At 59.5% G+C, this 17,950-nt stretch carries 13 protein-coding genes and 1 pseudogene; all 14 read right to left on the bottom strand.

Annotated features, from left to right (window positions below; all coding sequences use genetic code 11):
• Position 1: 1 nt before the first annotated feature.
• Positions 2 to 190, bottom strand: a complete 189-nt coding sequence (locus tag EJ068_RS32080; RefSeq protein ID WP_129554983.1) for a hypothetical protein — start codon at positions 188 to 190, stop codon at positions 2 to 4.
• Positions 191 to 332: 142 nt separating this feature from the next.
• The gene (locus EJ068_RS32075; protein ID WP_126082684.1) at positions 333 to 731 is read right to left on the bottom strand and encodes a hypothetical protein; all 399 of its coding nucleotides are present in this window, start codon (positions 729 to 731) and stop codon (positions 333 to 335) included.
• A 54-nt stretch (positions 732 to 785) separates the two neighbouring features.
• Positions 786 to 4,424, bottom strand: a complete 3,639-nt coding sequence (locus EJ068_RS32070; RefSeq protein ID WP_129554982.1) for a DUF5801 repeats-in-toxin domain-containing protein — start codon at positions 4,422 to 4,424, stop codon at positions 786 to 788.
• Positions 4,425 to 5,882: 1,458 nt separating this feature from the next.
• Positions 5,883 to 6,602 (bottom strand): Crp/Fnr family transcriptional regulator, encoded by a 720-nt coding sequence (locus EJ068_RS32065; protein WP_127250548.1) that lies wholly within the window; start codon positions 6,600 to 6,602, stop codon positions 5,883 to 5,885.
• 183 nt (positions 6,603 to 6,785) lie between these two features.
• A complete protein-coding gene (locus EJ068_RS32060; protein WP_127250550.1) occupies positions 6,786 to 7,067 on the bottom strand; it encodes a hypothetical protein in 282 nt (93 codons plus the stop codon).
• A gap of 248 nt (positions 7,068 to 7,315) precedes the next feature.
• A complete protein-coding gene (locus EJ068_RS32055) occupies positions 7,316 to 9,616 on the bottom strand; it encodes a mannose-1-phosphate guanylyltransferase/mannose-6-phosphate isomerase (RefSeq protein ID WP_127250552.1) in 2,301 nt (766 codons plus the stop codon).
• Positions 9,617 to 9,661: 45 nt separating this feature from the next.
• Positions 9,662 to 10,348, bottom strand: a pseudogene (locus EJ068_RS32050) (aminotransferase class III-fold pyridoxal phosphate-dependent enzyme); the annotation flags it as partial.
• 221 nt (positions 10,349 to 10,569) lie between these two features.
• Complete coding sequence (locus EJ068_RS32045) at positions 10,570 to 11,325, bottom strand: response regulator transcription factor (RefSeq protein WP_127250554.1); 756 nt, start codon at positions 11,323 to 11,325, stop codon at positions 10,570 to 10,572.
• 601 nt (positions 11,326 to 11,926) lie between these two features.
• The gene (locus EJ068_RS32040; RefSeq protein ID WP_126082689.1) at positions 11,927 to 12,145 is read right to left on the bottom strand and encodes a hypothetical protein; all 219 of its coding nucleotides are present in this window, start codon (positions 12,143 to 12,145) and stop codon (positions 11,927 to 11,929) included.
• A gap of 760 nt (positions 12,146 to 12,905) precedes the next feature.
• Entirely contained in the window at positions 12,906 to 13,799 is an 894-nt protein-coding gene (locus EJ068_RS32030) for a carbohydrate ABC transporter permease (RefSeq protein ID WP_042642449.1), read from the bottom strand.
• Between the two features lie 2 nt (positions 13,800 to 13,801).
• Positions 13,802 to 14,740, bottom strand: coding sequence for a sugar ABC transporter permease (locus EJ068_RS32025; protein WP_127250556.1), 939 nt, complete (start codon positions 14,738 to 14,740; stop codon positions 13,802 to 13,804).
• A gap of 93 nt (positions 14,741 to 14,833) precedes the next feature.
• Complete coding sequence (locus EJ068_RS32020) at positions 14,834 to 16,159, bottom strand: ABC transporter substrate-binding protein (protein ID WP_127386104.1); 1,326 nt, start codon at positions 16,157 to 16,159, stop codon at positions 14,834 to 14,836.
• Between the two features lie 37 nt (positions 16,160 to 16,196).
• Positions 16,197 to 17,279, bottom strand: a complete 1,083-nt coding sequence (gene ugpC / locus EJ068_RS32015) for a sn-glycerol-3-phosphate ABC transporter ATP-binding protein UgpC (protein WP_127250560.1) — start codon at positions 17,277 to 17,279, stop codon at positions 16,197 to 16,199.
• Between the two features lie 397 nt (positions 17,280 to 17,676).
• Positions 17,677 to 17,865 (bottom strand): DUF3606 domain-containing protein, encoded by a 189-nt coding sequence (locus tag EJ068_RS32010; protein WP_127250562.1) that lies wholly within the window; start codon positions 17,863 to 17,865, stop codon positions 17,677 to 17,679.
• Between the last annotated feature and the right edge of the window lie 85 nt (positions 17,866 to 17,950).

The following is a 17,950-nucleotide window of genomic DNA, read 5'->3' as shown; positions in this document are numbered from 1 at the left end:
ATCAGGCTTGGCGGCGCGAAGGGTGGAGGAGCGCGTTTGGGTCATCCAGGTGAGGACGAGCCATACGAGCACCGTGCACAGCAGGAACGAACCGGGTGTGGAGCCACTCGACCGGCCCGTGCCCGGCGGCGGCGAGGGTGGCGAGCGCATCGGACAACCAGCGATTCAGTTCGCCATAGAGATCGTTCATGGCTCTCGCTCCGCGGCATGTCGGCAGGTCGGCGCGTGGACGAGCGCCGTGACGCAAACGGGCCTCGGCGTGCTCCCGCTTCCGCTGCGCCATGACGGGCGGAGAGGGGCTGTGTTGGGCATGAAGCACCGACGCATTTGGGCTATTGCTCGTCGCTGAAATTTGGCGATTTCGGCCGCCGCCGCGCGGTCGCCGCGGGCGTTGCCGCCGCAGGCAATGCCGCCTGCGGCATCAGCCGCACCACCGTTGCTCCAGCATCTGCCGTTTCCTCCCCGACCGGCAGGGGAGAAGTGGGCTGGGAGCCCGGCTCGGCTCCCGGTGACGACGGCTGCTGCGACCGCAGCACGCCCGCCTTCTCTAGCTGTTCGCGCATGCCGTTCTGCGTCTGCAGCATTTGAGAGAAGGCCTGCAGGCTGGTGATCAGCCGCTGCGTCACGCGCGGCTCGGAGCCGGACAGCGAGACCAGATCAATGCGGATCATGCCGTGCTTGAGCGAAATCTCGCCAAACGCATCGACAAAGGTTTCGGGTACTACGTCCATTTACCTACCCCAAAAAAGCGGCCGGGCTTTCGGCCCGGCCGCTGCTCATGCGCGTTAAGCAATCGCGACGTGGATCGCGAACGGGTCGCTCTTGGTATCATTATCGCCATCGGCGATGGTTGCCGTGAAGTTCATGTCGAGCGCCTCCGGGTTGAACGTGTTGGAAATATTGAACTCGATCACCGGGACCTTCACGGTGCCCGAACCCATGAAGAGCTGGACCGCGTCCAAGTCGTTCTTTTGGTCGATGGAGGGGATGACGAAGCTCACTTGCCCGCCGGCTTCTTGGTACAGATCCGCGCTCTCCACCTTGGTAATCGCGCCCACGGTGATCGAGTTGTCGGCGTTGCGGGTGTAGGTCCTGTAGAAGATGCCCTCGGTCGAGGGGTCGTAGCCGCCGACCGAATTGTCGATGAAGATCTTCATGCTGCTGACCAGGAAAGCCGTCGGGTCAATCACAAAGCTCTCATCGAAGGCACCTCCCTGTGTCGTCGCGCCGTCGACGCCGGCATTGGCGTTGCCATCGAAGTTGTTGTTGCCGAGCCCGATGCCCGACGTGCTGACGTTCATCTGCGCCGGGCTGAGATACGTGGCGTTGGTCTGGATTTGGCTCTCGCTCGCGTCGAGGAAGCCCTTGATACTGGTCGGATTGGTCGTGGCATTAACTGCGGAGAATACGATCGAGCGGTTTCCGATCGTCAGCGTCCGCACCGGATCCGGCCCGCCCGCATCGAGGCTTCCGTTCGCGGACGAAACCGTCGTTATCGTTCCGGGCGGGGTTGTCAGCTCGATCTTGTAGTTGCCGGACCCCGGATCGACCGCATCGAATGTCAGCTTGAACGCCACCGGCTGAGGGTTGACGATGCCGTCGTTAGTGAAGTCGTCGGTGATCGTCCCGTTGAAGACATAGTTCCCGTTCACATCGGTTGTCGTCAGCGTCCCGAGCGAGCTGTTGACGGTCACAGTGGAGTGGGAGTCGATTGTGTAGTTGTTGAAGGTCACGTTCAGCGACTTGAACCCGTCCGCGCCAGGAGCGTCGGACCAAGTGCTGCTCCCGCCTGCGGCGTAGGTGCCGTTCGCGATGTCGTTGACCGTGACGGTCGGCCCGTCATCGTCGAACTTGACGAGCAGGCCGATGTCGTTGCCGGAGTCGGTGGCGGTGTCGCCGTCGCCGTCGGTACGGGTGACGCTCATCTGCACTGCGCCCGACGCCAGCGTGATTGTCTCATCATACGAGGCGCCGCCGGTCGGATGCTTCAACGACAGATACTGGGCGAGGAAGACCTCGCCTGTGGTCGCGTTCGTCGCCAGCGCGAAAGCCACCGTGCCGGCGGGATCGGCGGTGTCACCTCCCGCGTTCTCGGTGCCGACCCTGCCGAGAATCAGGCCTGCGGCGTTGCCAGTGCCGTTGTACAAGAAGATTTTAGTGCCCGCGGTTGTCTCGACCCCCGAGTCGGTGCCGTTGTTGACGCTTAACGCATAGCTGAGTTCCTGCGCCGCCGGCCCATCGGCCCCGGCGCTGCCGCCGGTCACGGTCAGCAGCGAAGCGGTGCTACGGGCGAAGCCGATTGCGCCGGTGCCCGCCACATCCGGATCGTCGCCAGGCGACGGCACGTTGGTGAACAGCGACGCGATCGTCGTCGAACCGAAGGCGAACGCCGTGCCGTCGACGTCGGTGTCGGACTGCACCCCGGCGGTCTCGTCGTGGCGCACCGATGCCGTGCCGCTCGTCACGGCCGTGATTGTCGGCCCGTCATCGTCGAACTTGACGAGCAGGCCGATGTCGTTGCCGGAGTCGGTGGCGGTGTCGCCGTCGCCGTCGGTACGGGTGACGCTCATCTGCACTGCGCCCGACGCCAGCGTGATTGTCTCATCGTACGAGGCGCCGCCGGTCGGATGCTTCAACGACAGATACTGGGCGAGGAAGACCTCGCCTGTGGTCGCGTTCGTCGCCAGCGCGAAAGCCACCGTGCCGGCGGGATCGGCGGTGTCACCTCCCGCGTTCTCGGTGCCGACCCTGCCGAGAATCAGGCCTGCGGCGCTGCCAGTGCCGTTGTACAAGAAGATTTTAGTGCCCGCGGTTGTCTCGACCCCCGAGTCGGTGCCGTTGTTGACGCTTAACGCATAGCTGAGTTCCTGCGCCGCCGGCCCATCGGCCCCGGCGCTGCCCGTCACGGTCAGCAGCGAAGCGGTGCTGCGGGCGAAGCCGATTGCGCCGGTACCTGCCACATCCGGATCGTCGCCAGGCGACGGCACGTTGGTGAACAGCGACGCGATCGTCGTCGAACCGAAGGCGAACGCCGTGCCGTCGACGTCGGTGTCGGACTGCACCCCGGCGGTCTCGTCGTGGCGCACCGATGCCGTGCTCGCGACCGCGGTGATCGACGGCCCGTCATCGTCGAACTGGAGTTGCGTGCCGGCAAACTCGCTCGCGCCCGTGCTGCTCAAGATCGTGAATCCGCCGATGTCGAGGGTGATGTTCGAACCCGGCCCCTTCGTCGGTTGAACGTTTTCGATCAGCACCCGAGTGTGGGCGCTGGTGGTGGTGTAGGAGACGACATCCCCGTTCTTGACACCCGAGATGACCGCCGTATCGCCGCTGAGATTTGCAGCGACCACAGCGCCATTGATCTTGACCTCTGTGATGTTGACCGTGACGTCATCAGCAAATCCCTCGACAAAACCTGTACCTGTTTCGCCCGCGGCGCCGTTTGGATCATTGAAGGCGGTAATCTTGACTGTGACTGTGTTACCGGTCGGGTTGACCTGAGCGACCGTGAACGAGGCCGCGGTGACGCCTGAGGTATAGCCGCTAAACTGGATGTTGCTTTCGTGGTCGGCCTCCGTTGAGTCGAGACCTTGGGGCGGGTGCGGATCTTGTTGTGGGGCTACCGTGAAATCTTCGGCCGGATTGTCGACGAAAGTGAAACTTAGGCCATTGCCCGGCCCGAGATGCTGACCGTTCACTCCAACAGTCGCGTGGGGTCCGGCCTGGCTGCTGCTGACTGTGTCGCCAGTATGGTCATTGTCCTCGGTGTTCGGGTCAGGGGCACGCCCGGTCACCACGATGCCCGAGGTGCTGACGCCCGCGGGATTGTTGCCGAACATCATGAACTCGTTGGCGCCCGATGGCGCATTGTCGAAGGAGAAGGTCGTTTGCTGGGTTGCCGCGACCTTGAGCTTATTGTCGAGATTGACAGTGAAATCGAAATCGTTGGTAGTGTCCGGGTGCTTCAGCGGCTCGAAGAGTGCGATCCAGAACTTGCCGCCAGTGATTAGGGAATTGGTCGTGGTCTCTTCGACGTAGATCGCAAATACGATGGCGCCGCTCGGATCCGCCACCCCTCCGACGGTGCCCTCCCGGCCGAGGACGACGTTGTCGTTGTTGGGGTCGGCGTAGAGGAAGATCTCTCTGCCCTCGAGGGTGAAAAGCCCGCTGGCGTCCCCGTTGAGCGCACCGTTGGTCGGATCGACGAAGCCGAGGCCATTGACGGTAAAGCCAGAGTCAGGCGTGACGGACAGATCATCGCCCCCTCCGCCAGCGACCTGAATCGCATTCGCGAGGTTGGCTCCCGCGTTGCTGAACGCTGTCGAGACATTCGACGGCACGTCGACTAGCGCGATATCGCTATCCTGCGGGCTAGCCGTTTCGTCGATTTTCGTGCTTCCGAAAACATTGATGGTCAGTGCCATTGCGATTCTCCCTGGTTTCAATGCGGCTGGCGCTGTAATCGGCCCAACGCCCGGCAACCGGCCGCACGGACGCACATCCGCCGGCCGGAGCCGGCGCTGCGCGCCATCGTTAAAAGGAAACTGGAGTTCTGGATTGACTCACGGGGTAGAGGGTGTGGGAGGGGCCGTCGCTACGCCTCCATCCATGCCCCGTCAGGCAATTCTGGGCGGATGCGTCCTATGCGCATCGGTGACCCACCAACGGCGGGCACCAAGGATCGACAATGAGGGCATACTCAACCCCGCCCCTCTTCAACAGGCATTGACTGCCTGTACGCCTCCCGCTCAAAAACATGAGCACGAAAACTTTACGCTTATTTGTGGAAAGTTCAAATCGGACTGTTGCCTTTTAACAAAAGGTGTGAATCAGGAAATGGTCCCTTCATGCAGGGGACTTTTGTCCCTCTCCCTCGAACCATTTGAAATCAAACGAGAATACAGCCAATCAAATCAAGGGGTTTGATTGTGACACCTGCATTGGCAATGAAATAGGTCTAATGCAGACGAAAATCGCCAGCAGGGTTCATAGGTTTGGCGTGTGCAATCGTGTGCACGCGAGCGGCGGCTCTATGGCTCGCTAGAGGGACTGGACAGTTCATTGTCGACCTTATTGGCCCAGTCGATGGGCAACTCGCGGTGAGGCATCGCCTGGGTTGAAGTTTCCGCGCCTCGCCTCATCCCAAATTGCGGGTGCATGTTCGACTCATGGCAAGCGCCCCAGACGAAAACCTTGGCGCTCTTGATCCATGATACTTGCCCGGTGGCGTAGGCCTCTTGAAGCGCGCCAGGACGATCGGAGCCATTGGGTAACACCGCGCCAGCTCGGCGGCGCGGGCGCCCAAGGCTGGCAAGAATTCAGCGTCGACCAGTATGAGGCAGACGGGCTGCAGGAATATCGCGCAGCGGCTTCCATGCTCGCGGCCTGCTCCACGAGGGAAATTGCCTCTCGATTGCGTCCACTATGGCCGCCCCTTTTTGCAGAACTTGGCGCACACAACCTTGTCGGGCCGCTTGCGCAGACTTCCTTACCCGGGTGTGAGGCGGCCCGGCGCCTGTGGCGCGTTGGGGTTAGCGGCGCCGGGCCTGACCGCAAGGGTCCTCTAATTCTGCGCGCCGGCGACTTAGCGATATGCCGTTGATTATCGAAGAGGAATTCTTCCAACGAATAACAAAGAAGTATAAGGCGCAGGATGGTTGGCGCCCGGCGGCACTCCTGACTAGAACGGCCGTTGGACCTGCAAAGCCGGCCAGGCAGCGACAAACTGGAGGACGTCGTTCAAGCCACGTGTCACATGGCGCGCGGAGCGACCTCCAAGACCTTGCCTAAGGCTGTGCGAGGCACGGAGAAGCGGCCGTACTTTGTAGAAGTCGCGACTTGGCGCCCTGTTCCCGGAAGAGCCGGGAGCATTGGATGAGCGCTCAGTCCTTCACATAGTCGCCATCAAATCCCACAAACTTTGTCAGGCCCGCAGCATCGAGCAGGCGGACATGACCCTGGCGGAACTCGAGGAACTTGCGCTCGCGGAGTTCCCGCAACATTCGATTCACATGGATCGGGGTAAGGCCAAGGGCGTCAGCGAGATCGTATTGCGTGAGGGGGCAATCAAAGCCGTTGCGGTCAACGGCGCCAACACGCCGCAGACGCCCCGTCAATTCAAGCAGCAAATGCGCCGTTCGCTCCAAGGCGGTACGCCGTCCTACATTGGCGAGGTGCTGAGCTATCACAGCACCGTTGCGCACCAGAGCGTCCATGATGAACGAGAACAGATGAGGCGATTTCATAGCGGCCAGCGTGAGTGTCTTGGTGGGCGCCACCAACAACGACAGTTCGGTCAGGCTCGCGAACGTTTCGACGGTGCCACCTCCATATGATTGAGGCAGAACCACATCACCCGTTAAGGCAAAATCTAAAATTTGCCGCTGTCCCCCAGGTAGCTCGTGGGAAATGCAGCCCCACCCTGACTCAACGATGTATATACGATCGTTGCTGTCGCCCTGGCTGAAGATTACCGCGTCGGCTGGATATCGCTTGGAAGCGAGCCCGAGCGTCTTCATCAACGCGGCGTCGTCATCGTTAAGTCCAACGTATGACGAACGGTGCTCGTCCCCTTTCGAAAAAGAACGTGAAGCAAACGTCATCCGTACCCCTCGCCCTCGACTGCGTATATACCTCCCTCAGCCTCATCATGTATATGAAATTTCACGTGATGAGCAACCTTTTTGACGTCCGGAACGATAAGGCATTGTGACATCAAACCGAGCGCTAACTCTGGCTCAAAACCAGTTATGGTCCGGTTTGATATCCGCCAGGTCGGGTATCATCTATGACTTACTTCTCTTGAAGTTCTCTCTCATTGACTCAACTATCTCACTGGCAACCAGACAGCTCCGGTTGTCCGCCTGGTCGGCAGCATTGCGCAAAGTCAGCGACGCGTCCCTCAGCAGCCCCCTGATCTCCGCCGGCGACAACACTTCCGAGGCCTCAAGTTCCAAAAGGACCGATTCACTCACATGCAGCGCAGCGAGCGCGACCGCCCGCGGCCTTGTTGCCAGCAACTTCAGGAGATCGCCACTACGCCTGCCTCTCGATTTCTTCTTTGCCATCGTCGTCTTAACTACCCGGACAAAAAGCTTTTTATTTCCAACATCTTGACGAGTGTGCGCAGTCCAAGAGACCGAGGGTTAGACCCTTCTCTTTAAGGTGTAGCCATTGGTGACGGTAACCCAGTTTGCAGCAGTGACCCAGAGGCAAGGGGATACTGAATTAGCGGTAGCTGGTGTTCTTCGGCATCACCAATGAAGACGTCCCGCCAGGATCCGCCGCCGTCGCGAAGCGAGGCCCAGTCGCTTCTTCAGCCGTAGACCTGCTTCGATGAGGGGCTGTCCTTTTTCTGGGAAGGCAGCGGAAACGGTTCGACCTGTCCCTCGGTCTTGTCGAGATACTGCGTCAGCGCCGTCACCAGATGGTAGAAGATGCTGGCTGGGACCTCAGTTGCAAGCGACCGACCGCGCTCGTCGATCCTGTCCACCCACAGGCCAAGCGGTGCGGGATCGATATGCCATCTGAAAAGGCGCGCGACACGGGCTTCGATTTCGGGTTTCAGATCAGGCCCACCAATATTGTCCAGCGCGATCGCCGCCTTGACAGCCTCGCATTGCGGCCAGCTGCGCGAGAGTCTGTCGAGAGGCATCCCTTGTCGCGACACGGCCGCGTATGCCAGCCCTGTGGCTCGATTCAATCCGCTGGCAACTGCTGAGGAATAGAGTTTCCTGGCGTAAGCAGCCAAATCCTTTTGTCCGCTGGCCCGCGCGAAGTCCGCGAGCAGGGAGGCCCATTCGAAATGATGCCCCGGTTCGGTCCATTGCCCTTTGTCTCCGGGCAACGGCAGCCAGTCGGCGTCAAAATATTCGGCAAGCGTCCAACTTTCCTGATCGAAAAAATGACACCGGAAGAGATCGATCACGCGAGCCGCTCGACGAAGATATGTGCGGTCGCCGGTGGCATCATGCCAGGCAAGGAACGATTCGAGCATGTGCATGTGCGGGTTCGAGGACCGGACGCCGTTCCAGCCGGGTGTCTCCAGGAAGCCATTCAGGCTGCCATCCTCAAGGTGGGAATCGATAAAATGAAATGTCTCCTGTGCGAGCTGCAAAGCCGTGTGGTGACCGCATCTATAGGCGTGGGCAAGCGCAAGAAGCACGCAGGAATGGTCGTAGGCATCCTCCATCGGATCGGCCACGCTTCCATTGGAATTGAGGGTGCGCACCCAGCCGCCTCGATCGGTCCGGCCGTATTTTGCGATGAAGTCAATTCCGTGATCGATGAGCTTGTCGGCAGGGCCAGTCCAGCCGCGTTCCTTGGCTACCGCGAAGGCATAGATCTGGCGGGCCATCGTCCGCATCCGCTTGGGCTTGCCCAATGGCCTCGCATCGAAACCGAGCGCTTCGTGAAAGCCTCCATGAACAGTGTCGACCCCTGCGGTCGACCATAGCGGAAGAGTCTCGTTGAAAAGCCAGTGCTCGACGCGCTTGCGCCATGATCCGCTGACAATGACCCGGTCTTCCGATGCCGTGAACTTCGTCTCTAATCGCCCGCTTTTCTCGAGTTGTTCCACGACTTTCTTCACATTCTGGCTGTGGCTGACCGGGGCGACGAATATCGCGTCCGGCGTTGCAACCACCGCCACATCCTTCATTCCGATCACAGTGAGCAGCCGACCTTGGCTCCTGAGGTAGGAATTTTTGCAGTCCATTGCCACGACATCGCCCATCACCACATTGCCGTTGCCGTCGGCGGGGCTAGACTCCAGCAACGATTGCCACGACCCGAGATCATTCCAGCGGAAAGAAGCCGTCACCATCGCGATGCCCTGCGCATGTTCCATGACGGCATAGTCAATTGACGTGGAGGGGACCGCCGAGTAGAAGCGTTGGGGCAAGTAGAGGCCCGAAATATCGGTCGTGGCGGACCTGAAGGCGCGTTCCGCGGTATCCCAGATTTCCGGCTGCAATTCGATCAAGGCTTTCTGCATCGTGTCGGCGCGAAACAGGAAGATGCCCGCGTTCCAGTAGAACCTTCCCGACGACAGATATTTTTGCGCCGTCTCGACGTTCGGCTTTTCGACAAAGCGCGAAACCGCGGCCGCGCCATCGCCATTGGCGGCAACCTCGATGTACCCATATCCAGTTTCCGGATGAGTGGGCTTGATCCCGAAGACGACAATGCTACCAGCGTCTGCGGCAGGCATGCCGGCTTCGACGGTTTCCCAAAATTGCGTCTCGGTCGATATCTGATGGTCGGATGGGACCACGAGCACGAGTGCATCCTTGCCGTGTTCGGAAATCGTCTGCAGTGTCGCTATTGCGACCGCCGCCGCAGTATTGCGGCCCAGGGGTTCGAAGATCGGCCTTCCACCGTTCAGTCCGAGCGGACTTATGTCAGAGATAACGCGTTCGGCATGACGTTCGGACGCTATCAGATAGATCGGCGTTTCGCTATTTGGCCATGCTTTGAGGCGCCGAACCGTCTTCGCCAGCATGGAGCCATCCCCCGACAGATCGTGGAACTGCTTGGGATTGTCTTCGCGCGAGAGCGGCCATAGCCGCGACCCGACACCTCCGCTCATGACGAAACTTACGATCCGGTGTGCCATGCTTCAGTTCCTCTCAGAATGTCTGGTTGTAGGCTCCGACCTCTGAATAAGCAGCGCGCCGTTTTCCCTGCAGAGACGTTGCACTTCATGCAGGAAGCCGTCTGCCGGGTCGTCTCCGCGGGATGGCTCGAGGATCAGCGCGGCCAGCTTGCCCGGATATCTGTCGAACAGATCTTTTACGCTGGCGATGTTGTATCGGAAGGTGACGGTGAGATTTCGGACCACCTCCGGAATACCGGCATTCATCGGTGTCGTGCCGATGAACCAATCGTCCGTCGAAAAGAATGGATGGTCGGCGCAGCAGGCCACGAGGTCGCGCCCTGTATAAGCGCGGGCCAAGCGCACGGCGCCGGACGTCGCATCCGAGCCATCCTTGCAGAATTTTACCATCTGCGCGTCGACAAGCTCCAGAAACGTCTCGGCGCAGTCGACTTCGATCCTAGCCGGTCGCGTGAAATTGGAACCACCACTCAACGCTGCCTCAACCGCTCTCAGGACTGTCGGGTAGGCATGCCCCAATCCAACGGAACGATTGCCCATGCCATATTCGATGTATTCGTTGCCATCGACGTCCCAGACATGACATCCAAGTCCACGCTCAATGAAACCCGGGGCGAGAATGGGATACTGATCATCGCCCTTCGCGTATGTATGGCAGCCACCTGGGATCAGTTGGCGCGCGCGACCTTGCAAACGGACAGATTTGCGAAAACAAGGGCTCTGCTCAGACATGTACCACACTCCAGCTGTTGGAAAGTCTACATGTCCGGTCCAAAATTTCGCGATCACCAAATGGCTGCCGATTTAGCACTTATGGTGGATGTTGGAGCCCAATACCGGCGTTTTATAACGATCACGCCATTTGCAGCGGCTGCGGAACAGCCGATCGCGGAACGAGGCTAACAAAGACGACCCGCAGAAGTGAACTCTGGCGGGCCGTCTGAAACCACCTGTCATTCTTCCGCGAGGGCACCTTCCCCGAAAAGGTCGTTCACCTTGTAGGCAACCTCAGTCCTGTTGGTCGCCTTCAGTTTCTTCATGATATTGCGGATGTGGACTTTCACGGTGCTTTCGCGCAAGTTCAGTTCGTAGGCTATGATCTTGTTCGCCTTGCCGCGCCGAAGCGCCTGAGCCACTTCAGCTTGCCGGTGCGTGAACATAGTCGTCAGCGGACGTGCGTCGCGGCTGCCTGAATCGATCAGATGCCGCATGGACAGCACGCTACTGGCCGGTACGAAGATGCCGCCAGCCGCCGCAAGGTTGACGGCTTCGACACAGACGTCAATGCCAACAGAAGTCGGAATGTATCCGCGTGCGCCGCTTTCAAGGGCGGTCAGTATCTGTGTAAGATCTTCCGTGTCAGCCAGCAGAATCACTGGAACAGAACTGAACTCTGAAGAGATCATCCGGACCTCTTCAGCTATGCTTTGATCGGTAACTTTGCGTCCGCCAAGATTAAATAGGATAGCGGCTAAACGAGGGTATGCTTCCTTCTTTATTCGCCATTCTTCGATCCTGTCCATGGCGACAACAGCCATGCCAAGCTCATGGTCCTCCAGAGCCGATGCTAGACATTCCCGGTCTAACGCCCTTCCGTCAAGAATAAGTAGGCATTCCTTGTCTAGTTGTTCGTTGCTCTTTGCGCTGCTCGACGAGATTTCTGATTGATTTGGCGAAGCAAGATTATGTAGTCCGATCACAGAACTCATACTAGCACCCCAACCTTTGCCCAACACGACCGCCTCATGGCGGCCGACAGCCCCCTCAAATCCTAGATTTTTTGAAAGTTTCTACCAATCTGAGAGTCCAGCCAGGCCCCCCCAGCTTGGACGCTCATCGCTTCTCCCCTACACCACCTAGAATTCAGTAGTTGATGCTTTACTAGCGAGAGCTAATCTAAGTTAATTTTCTGTAAATTTTTTTGGCTCTCAAGGGTCCCGCTGATGGGGCAGGCATACGGGCCGAAACCATTGGGCCGGGTTCCTGGAGTCGTGCACGCAAATGATTTCAGGCAAAGCAGCGCCGCCAACCTCATCCGATAGGCGGAAGCAGGACCGTTAATCCACGGCGGCTTCTTACTCCAAAGGCTTCGTTGACGTCATACATTGCCAAAGAAGAACATCTGTTTGCCAGCGTCTGCCCGGGCTTACGCCGGTCTGTCTGCGGATAAAGCGAAGACAGGGTAGGGGAGCCATTCGCCCGCCCCAATGGCTCCCCTATCGCTTTTGCGGTGAGCGGCACAGCAGAAAATCCGCCTGCCAGCATTGTCTGGCAGGCGGACAGATGCTCCTAGAATTGACGATTGGAACCTCAGGCGTGTCCCTGGGGTTCAGTCTCGCTCAGCCAACGGCAGACCGCCTCATGGCTACGGGTCACTGTCTCAAACGCATCGATCAACTTCTTGGCGGCTTTGTTAGCGACGTGGGATTCAGGATACTGGGCGGTCACAGCCTGCGCTCGCTCATAAATTTCCTTGAGCTGCTTCACCTGCTTTGGTCCAAATGCGCCGTGTACAACCTGGGTGGTCATACGGATTGTCCTCCTCATGCTGGAACTCTAGAGAACCCACTCCATTGCCCAGAGGTCCCGATATCTCCAATTATCACGACATTTCACGATCGTAAGCAGAAATGTGCCCGCGACCTGTGTATAAGGGTGACATAACTCGCCGTCGAGCCGTTCTTTAGTGTGCGTTTGCGAGTTAGCCGTTTGCAGGAAGGGGTAGGCCGGACTCCGGCAGGCCGACGTGTCGACACATTCTGAACCTGCCAGCAGCCCAAACACGAGCGCTTCTCAGCCGCAGCGGATGGCATGCAGCCGGCGATCGTGGCTCGCGGTCGGTTGACGGGTCTCAACGGCTGCGCCTGGTTCGCCGGGCTTAAGCATACTGAATTTCCATGGCTACAGATTCGTTCGGTGCTGGTGGACGTCATTCGGATTGGTCAGCAGGCGGGGCAGGGGGCTCAGGCCTGAGGATCGAGGAGGCGGACGCCCTCGCCTTTGACCGGCGGGCAAGAACTCGACGCCGGCCTTGGTCAGAGCTGCTTCGATGGCATGCATCCTGCTGACCGGGGAATCGACCTTGCCGCTCTCTAAGCGGGCCAGCGCGTTGAGCGAGACGATCGCCTTGTCCGCAAGCTCCTGCTGTGGGCTGGAGAACCCGCACGGGCAGCGAACTCTCCGCCCCCGAGACCCCGGCAGCTTCAGTCGCAGCCGCCTCTATCTCGCGGCCGCGGCCACTTCCCGGCAAAGTCGTGGGAGAGGACACAGCAGATGCGATCGCGCCGCGTTATTCCTTTACCGCGCCGGTCATCGAGGAGACGTAGTGCTCGACAAAGAATGAATAGAGAATCACCACCGGCAGCGACCCAATCAGCGCCCCTGCCATAAGCGCACCCCATTCGTAGACGTCGGAGCGGACCAGCTCGGTGAGCACGCCAACCGGTACCGTCTTCTTTTCCGACGATTGAATGAAGGTCAACGCATAAATGAACTCGTTCCACGATAGCGTGAAGGCGAAGATGCCCGCAGATATCAGACCAGGTACTGACAGCGGCAGCACGATCTTGGTGAGGATCTGCAAACGGCTAGCGCCATCGATCAGAGCGCATTCTTCCAATTCGAACGGGATCGACCGAAAATAGCCCATCAGCAGCCAGGTGCAGAAAGGAATGAGGAAGGTGGGGTAGGTGAGGATCAGCGCGAACGGTGTGTCATAGAGGCCGAGATTGAACACCATCAGGGACAGTGGGATGAATAGAATCGAAGGCGGCACAAGATAGGCCAGGAACACTGCCAGGCCGACCTGCCGCGCGCCCGAGAATCGCAGGCGTTCGATGGCATAGGCCGCCAGCACCGCTGCCAACAGCGACAGGAAAGTGGCGGCCGTCGAGATGATGAGAGTGTTGAGCAGCCAACCAGGATAAGAGGTCTCAAACAACAGATAACGTATGTGCTGCAATGTCGGATGAACAACCCAGAATGGGTTGTAGTTCACGTAGTCGGTCATCTCGGCATTCGGCTTAATGGCTGTGACCGTCATCCAGTAGAAGGGGAACAGGAGTACGATCATGAACACCAGCAGCGGCAGGTAGATCGTCACCACCCGGCGGGGCAGACTTTGCAGGTAGCCCATGCCCCCTTCGTCGGTATCAACGCGCCCGGCTTGCTTGATCGCGGCCATGTTCAGTCTCCGCCGCCTTGCTGCCATCTGCGCCGTTGCAAGCCGAAATAGCTGAACAGGATCGCCGCCAGCAGGAAGGGGATCATGGCGACGGCGATCGCCGCGCCCTCTCCGAGTTGGCCCCCAGCAATGCCGCGTTGGAAAGATAATGTCGCCATCAAATGCGTGGCGTTCACCGGGCCGCCACGAGTGAGCACATAGATCAGTTGGAAATCGGTGAAGGTGAAGAGCACCGAGAAAGTCATGGTGATGGCAATGATCGGCGTCAGCAGCGGCAGGGTCACGTAGCGGAACAACTGCCAACGGCTGGCCCCGTCGAGGGTGGCGGCCTCGTAGAGCGATTGCGGGATGGTCTGCAGGCCGGCGAGCAGAGTGATGGCGACGAATGGGATGCCGCGCCAGACATTGGCCGCGATCACCGAGGCGCGCGCATTGGTCGGGTCGCCGAGGAAGTTGATGCGATGGTCGATAAGTCCCATCTGCTGAAGCGCCCATGACAGGATCGAGAACTGCGAATCGTAGATCCACCAGAAGGCGATGGCCGAAAGCACCGTCGGCACCACCCAGGGCAGCAGCACCACCGCGCGAAAGAACGACTTGAAGGGCAGGTTCTCGTTGAGGATGAGCGCCAGCCAGAGCCCGAGCATGAATTTCAGGATCGAAGCGCTGACCGTGTAGAGCAGCGTGTTGAAGACTGAGAGCCAGAAGACGCTGTCGCTCCACAGGTACTCATAATTCTCAATGCCGATGAAGATGCCTGGGCGGCCAATGCGGGCGTCAGTGAAACCAAGCCAGACGCCGAGCCCAAGCGGGTAAGTCAGGAAGACCAGCAACAGCGCAGCCGCTGGCAACATGAAGCCGAAGCCGAGGGTATTTCGGCTTTCCGACAGACGCGACAGGATTGATTGGCGCGGCCGAACCGCAGCTGACGTCACGGCCATGGTCGGCTCCTCATGAGGTCTGGTGCATGGCGGCGCAAGCCGCCGTCCGAAACCGAGCCGGGCAGCACGGTCGACCGCCCGGCTCAGCTGTGGTCATACGCGATAGTAGCGGTTGGCGCGCTTTTCCGCCTCTTCCATCGCTTCCTGCGGCGCGGCCTGCCCGGTCACGGCTTTGGCGAACATGTCGACAAGAACATAGTCGGCCATGGTGGCGGCCGAGGCGTAGCCAAGCGGCCCCGCATAGCCGTTGGGACGTAGCGTCTCCGAGGCCTTCGCGTAGGCCGCGTTGTTCGGATCGGCCTTCCAAACCGGATTGTTGGCGAAGGATTTGAGCGTCTGGCAGCAGTAGCCCGCCGAGGAGGTGATCCAATCCGACATTTGCGGATCCTCGAACATGAACTGCAGATAGGCCTTCGCCGCGTTGGGGTAGGGCGTGTAGTTGAAAATGACGGCTGTGGTCACCTGGAACAGCTCGACGGATTTCCCGACCGGACCGATCGGCATGTTGGTCGTGCGCATGTCCTTGGCGATCTCGGTCAGCTTCGGATCATTGTCCTTGTTGACCTTGGCCGTGTTGTAGACGGAAATCCCGTTGGCGATGACGCTCACTTCGCCGGCCAGGAAGGCGCGGTTGTTGTTGACGTCGAGCCAGCTCTCGGTGCCGGGAATGAAGGTCTTGTAAAGCTCCTGTGCATACTGAATCGCCTTGAGCGTCTCGGGGCTGTTGATCGTGACCTTGCCTTGCTCGTCGACCATCTGGCCGCCATGGCTCCACAGCAGCCAATGCGCATAGTTGTTGCCGTCGCCGACTCCGTGGCCATGCGTGAAGCCGGCAGGATGACCTTTGGCCTTGAGCGCCTTGCAGAGTTGGAGGAAGCCGGCTGTGTCCTTCGGAAACTCCGAGAAACCGGCCTCCTTCACCCAACTTTCGCGGTAGACGATGGCGTTGCCGATGGTGGCCAGAGGCAGGCCGATGAACTTGCCCTCGCGCGTCGCATACTGTTTCGGCCCATCGTACCAGCCGCCATATTTCTTCCCGAGATAATCGCCCAGTTCCGTCACGTCGAGAAGCTTGTCAGGGTACTGGTGCGGATCGTCGAACCAGACGAACATCAGGTCCGGACCTGAGCCGACATTCGCTGCGACCGCAGCCTTGGGGCGAATGTCTTCCCAGCTCTCCTTGTCGACACGGACCTCCACCCCCGTCATTTCGGTGAACCGTTTGGTGTTCTTCAACCACTGGTCCTCGTCACCCTGCACGAAAGGCGACCAGCGCAGGAGCCTCAGCTTTGCGCCATCCTCCGGTTTGTACTTCAAAGCCTCCTGGGCAAAGGCCGGAGAGCCAACGAACTGGCCCCCTAACATGCCGGCGGCGGCGCCGGCGGTCGTGCGGATCACGTCGCGTCTGGTGAATTTCATGCTCGTTTCCTCCTGTCTCTTCGTCGTTGCGTGTCGCCTACCGCTGCGAGGGCTTATCGATGCGCTTGCCGGTTTCGCCGTGAAAGAGATGAACGTGATCAGGCTCGACCGACAGTTGGATGGTTTCTCCAGGCGTGAAGGAATGACGTTCCCGGAAATTGGCGACGATATCCTCACCTCCCGCCGTCCGGCCGATGATCTGTACTTCAGAACCGGTAGGCTCGATCACCACCACGGTGACTGGAATGCCATTGTCGGCCAGCCGCAAATGTTCGGGCCGTATCCCCAGCACGACGGGCTCGCCATTGCCGATGGAGAACGGCGCGGGCAAAGTCACCGAAATCCCTCCTTCGCCCTGGAACCGCGGCGTGCCTTCAGTCAGGATTGTTCCCTTGAGCATGTTCATGGCGGGAGAACCAATGAAGCTTGCCACGAACAGGTTGTTCGGCCGGTCGTATAGATCTAGCGGCGGCCCGATCTGTTCGACCATGCCGTCGTGCATGACCACGATCTTATCTGCCATGGTCATGGCCTCGATCTGGTCATGCGTGACATACACCGTCGTGGTCTTCAGCCGCTGGTGCAACTCCTTGATCTCGGCGCGCATCTGCACCCTGAGCTTGGCATCGAGGTTGCTGAGCGGTTCATCAAACAGGAACACCTGCGGATTGCGAACGATGGCGCGGCCCATGGCGACGCGTTGACGTTGGCCGCCTGAGAGCTGCCGCGGATAGCGCGACAGCAGCGGAACCAGCCCGAGGATTTCGGCTGCCCGCTTAACACCTTTATCGCTATCCGCCTTCGGAACACCTTTGAGCATGAGCGAGAACGCCATGTTCTCCGCAACCGTCATATGCGGATAGAGCGCGTAATTCTGAAAGACCATGGCCACGTCGCGTTCCTTCGGAGCAACGTCATTGACGATCCGGCTGCCGATCGAGATATGGCCGCGCGAAATCTTTTCCAGGCCGGCAATCATCCGCAGAAGCGTCGATTTCCCGCAGCCGGACGGTCCGACCAACGTAACGAACTCGCCGTCATCTATATCGACGCTGACGCCATGCAGGACCTCGGTGGTCCCGAACGATTTGTAGACATCGCCAATCGCGACAGACGCCATCGAATTCCTCCCGATGGTCCCTGCGACTTGTCGCGGGGAGCCGTTTTTATCAGGCGTGGCTTGAAACGGATGCCGGTGCGGCGATCCACCACTGGCGTCGGCGACGTCTGCCCCAGATTTCCTCCCCCCGGGGTCACGCGACTTCGAAACGGTAGCGCTACCAAATCCGCCTGTAAAGCGGCCATGTACAAACCACCAGCAGCCCTCGACCGGTATGGTCGACCAAGAATATGGTTGAAGGATCCGGACGCCTGATGATCGACGCCGGGACCGGCCGGCATCAAAATGCCGGCGACCGCCATGGTGACGATGATCCGAAACATGAGTTGCCCCTGCCCAGGAAGTGCAATCAAAACGCCGTAGAGCGGGTCGTGTCCAGCGTCCCCGTGCCGAGGCTCTACTTGCCAGAGATTTTCTCAGCGGCAGCATTCGCTTTGTCCCGATTGCCCTTGGTGTCTTTGATGATTTTCAGGGCTTGATCCTTAGTGATGCCATGCTTCCGGGCAAAGTAATTGACTTCATACGGCTCGCTTGCCGAAACCCGAGCTCTGTCCTGTTTGCCTCTCTTGGATTTGTCGTCCGCCATAGCCTTCCTCCATGTCGCGTTTCACCTTGGGCGGCTCGCTCACGACCAAATAGGATGAGCCGTTCGCGATCGAGAGCCGCGATGT

It is taken from the genome of Mesorhizobium sp. M2A.F.Ca.ET.043.02.1.1 (genome assembly GCF_003952405.1).
In the GTDB taxonomy this organism is placed as follows: domain Bacteria; phylum Pseudomonadota; class Alphaproteobacteria; order Rhizobiales; family Rhizobiaceae; genus Mesorhizobium.
Note: the sequence above shows the minus strand (reverse complement) of the source record. Positions and strands in the feature narration are given on the sequence as shown.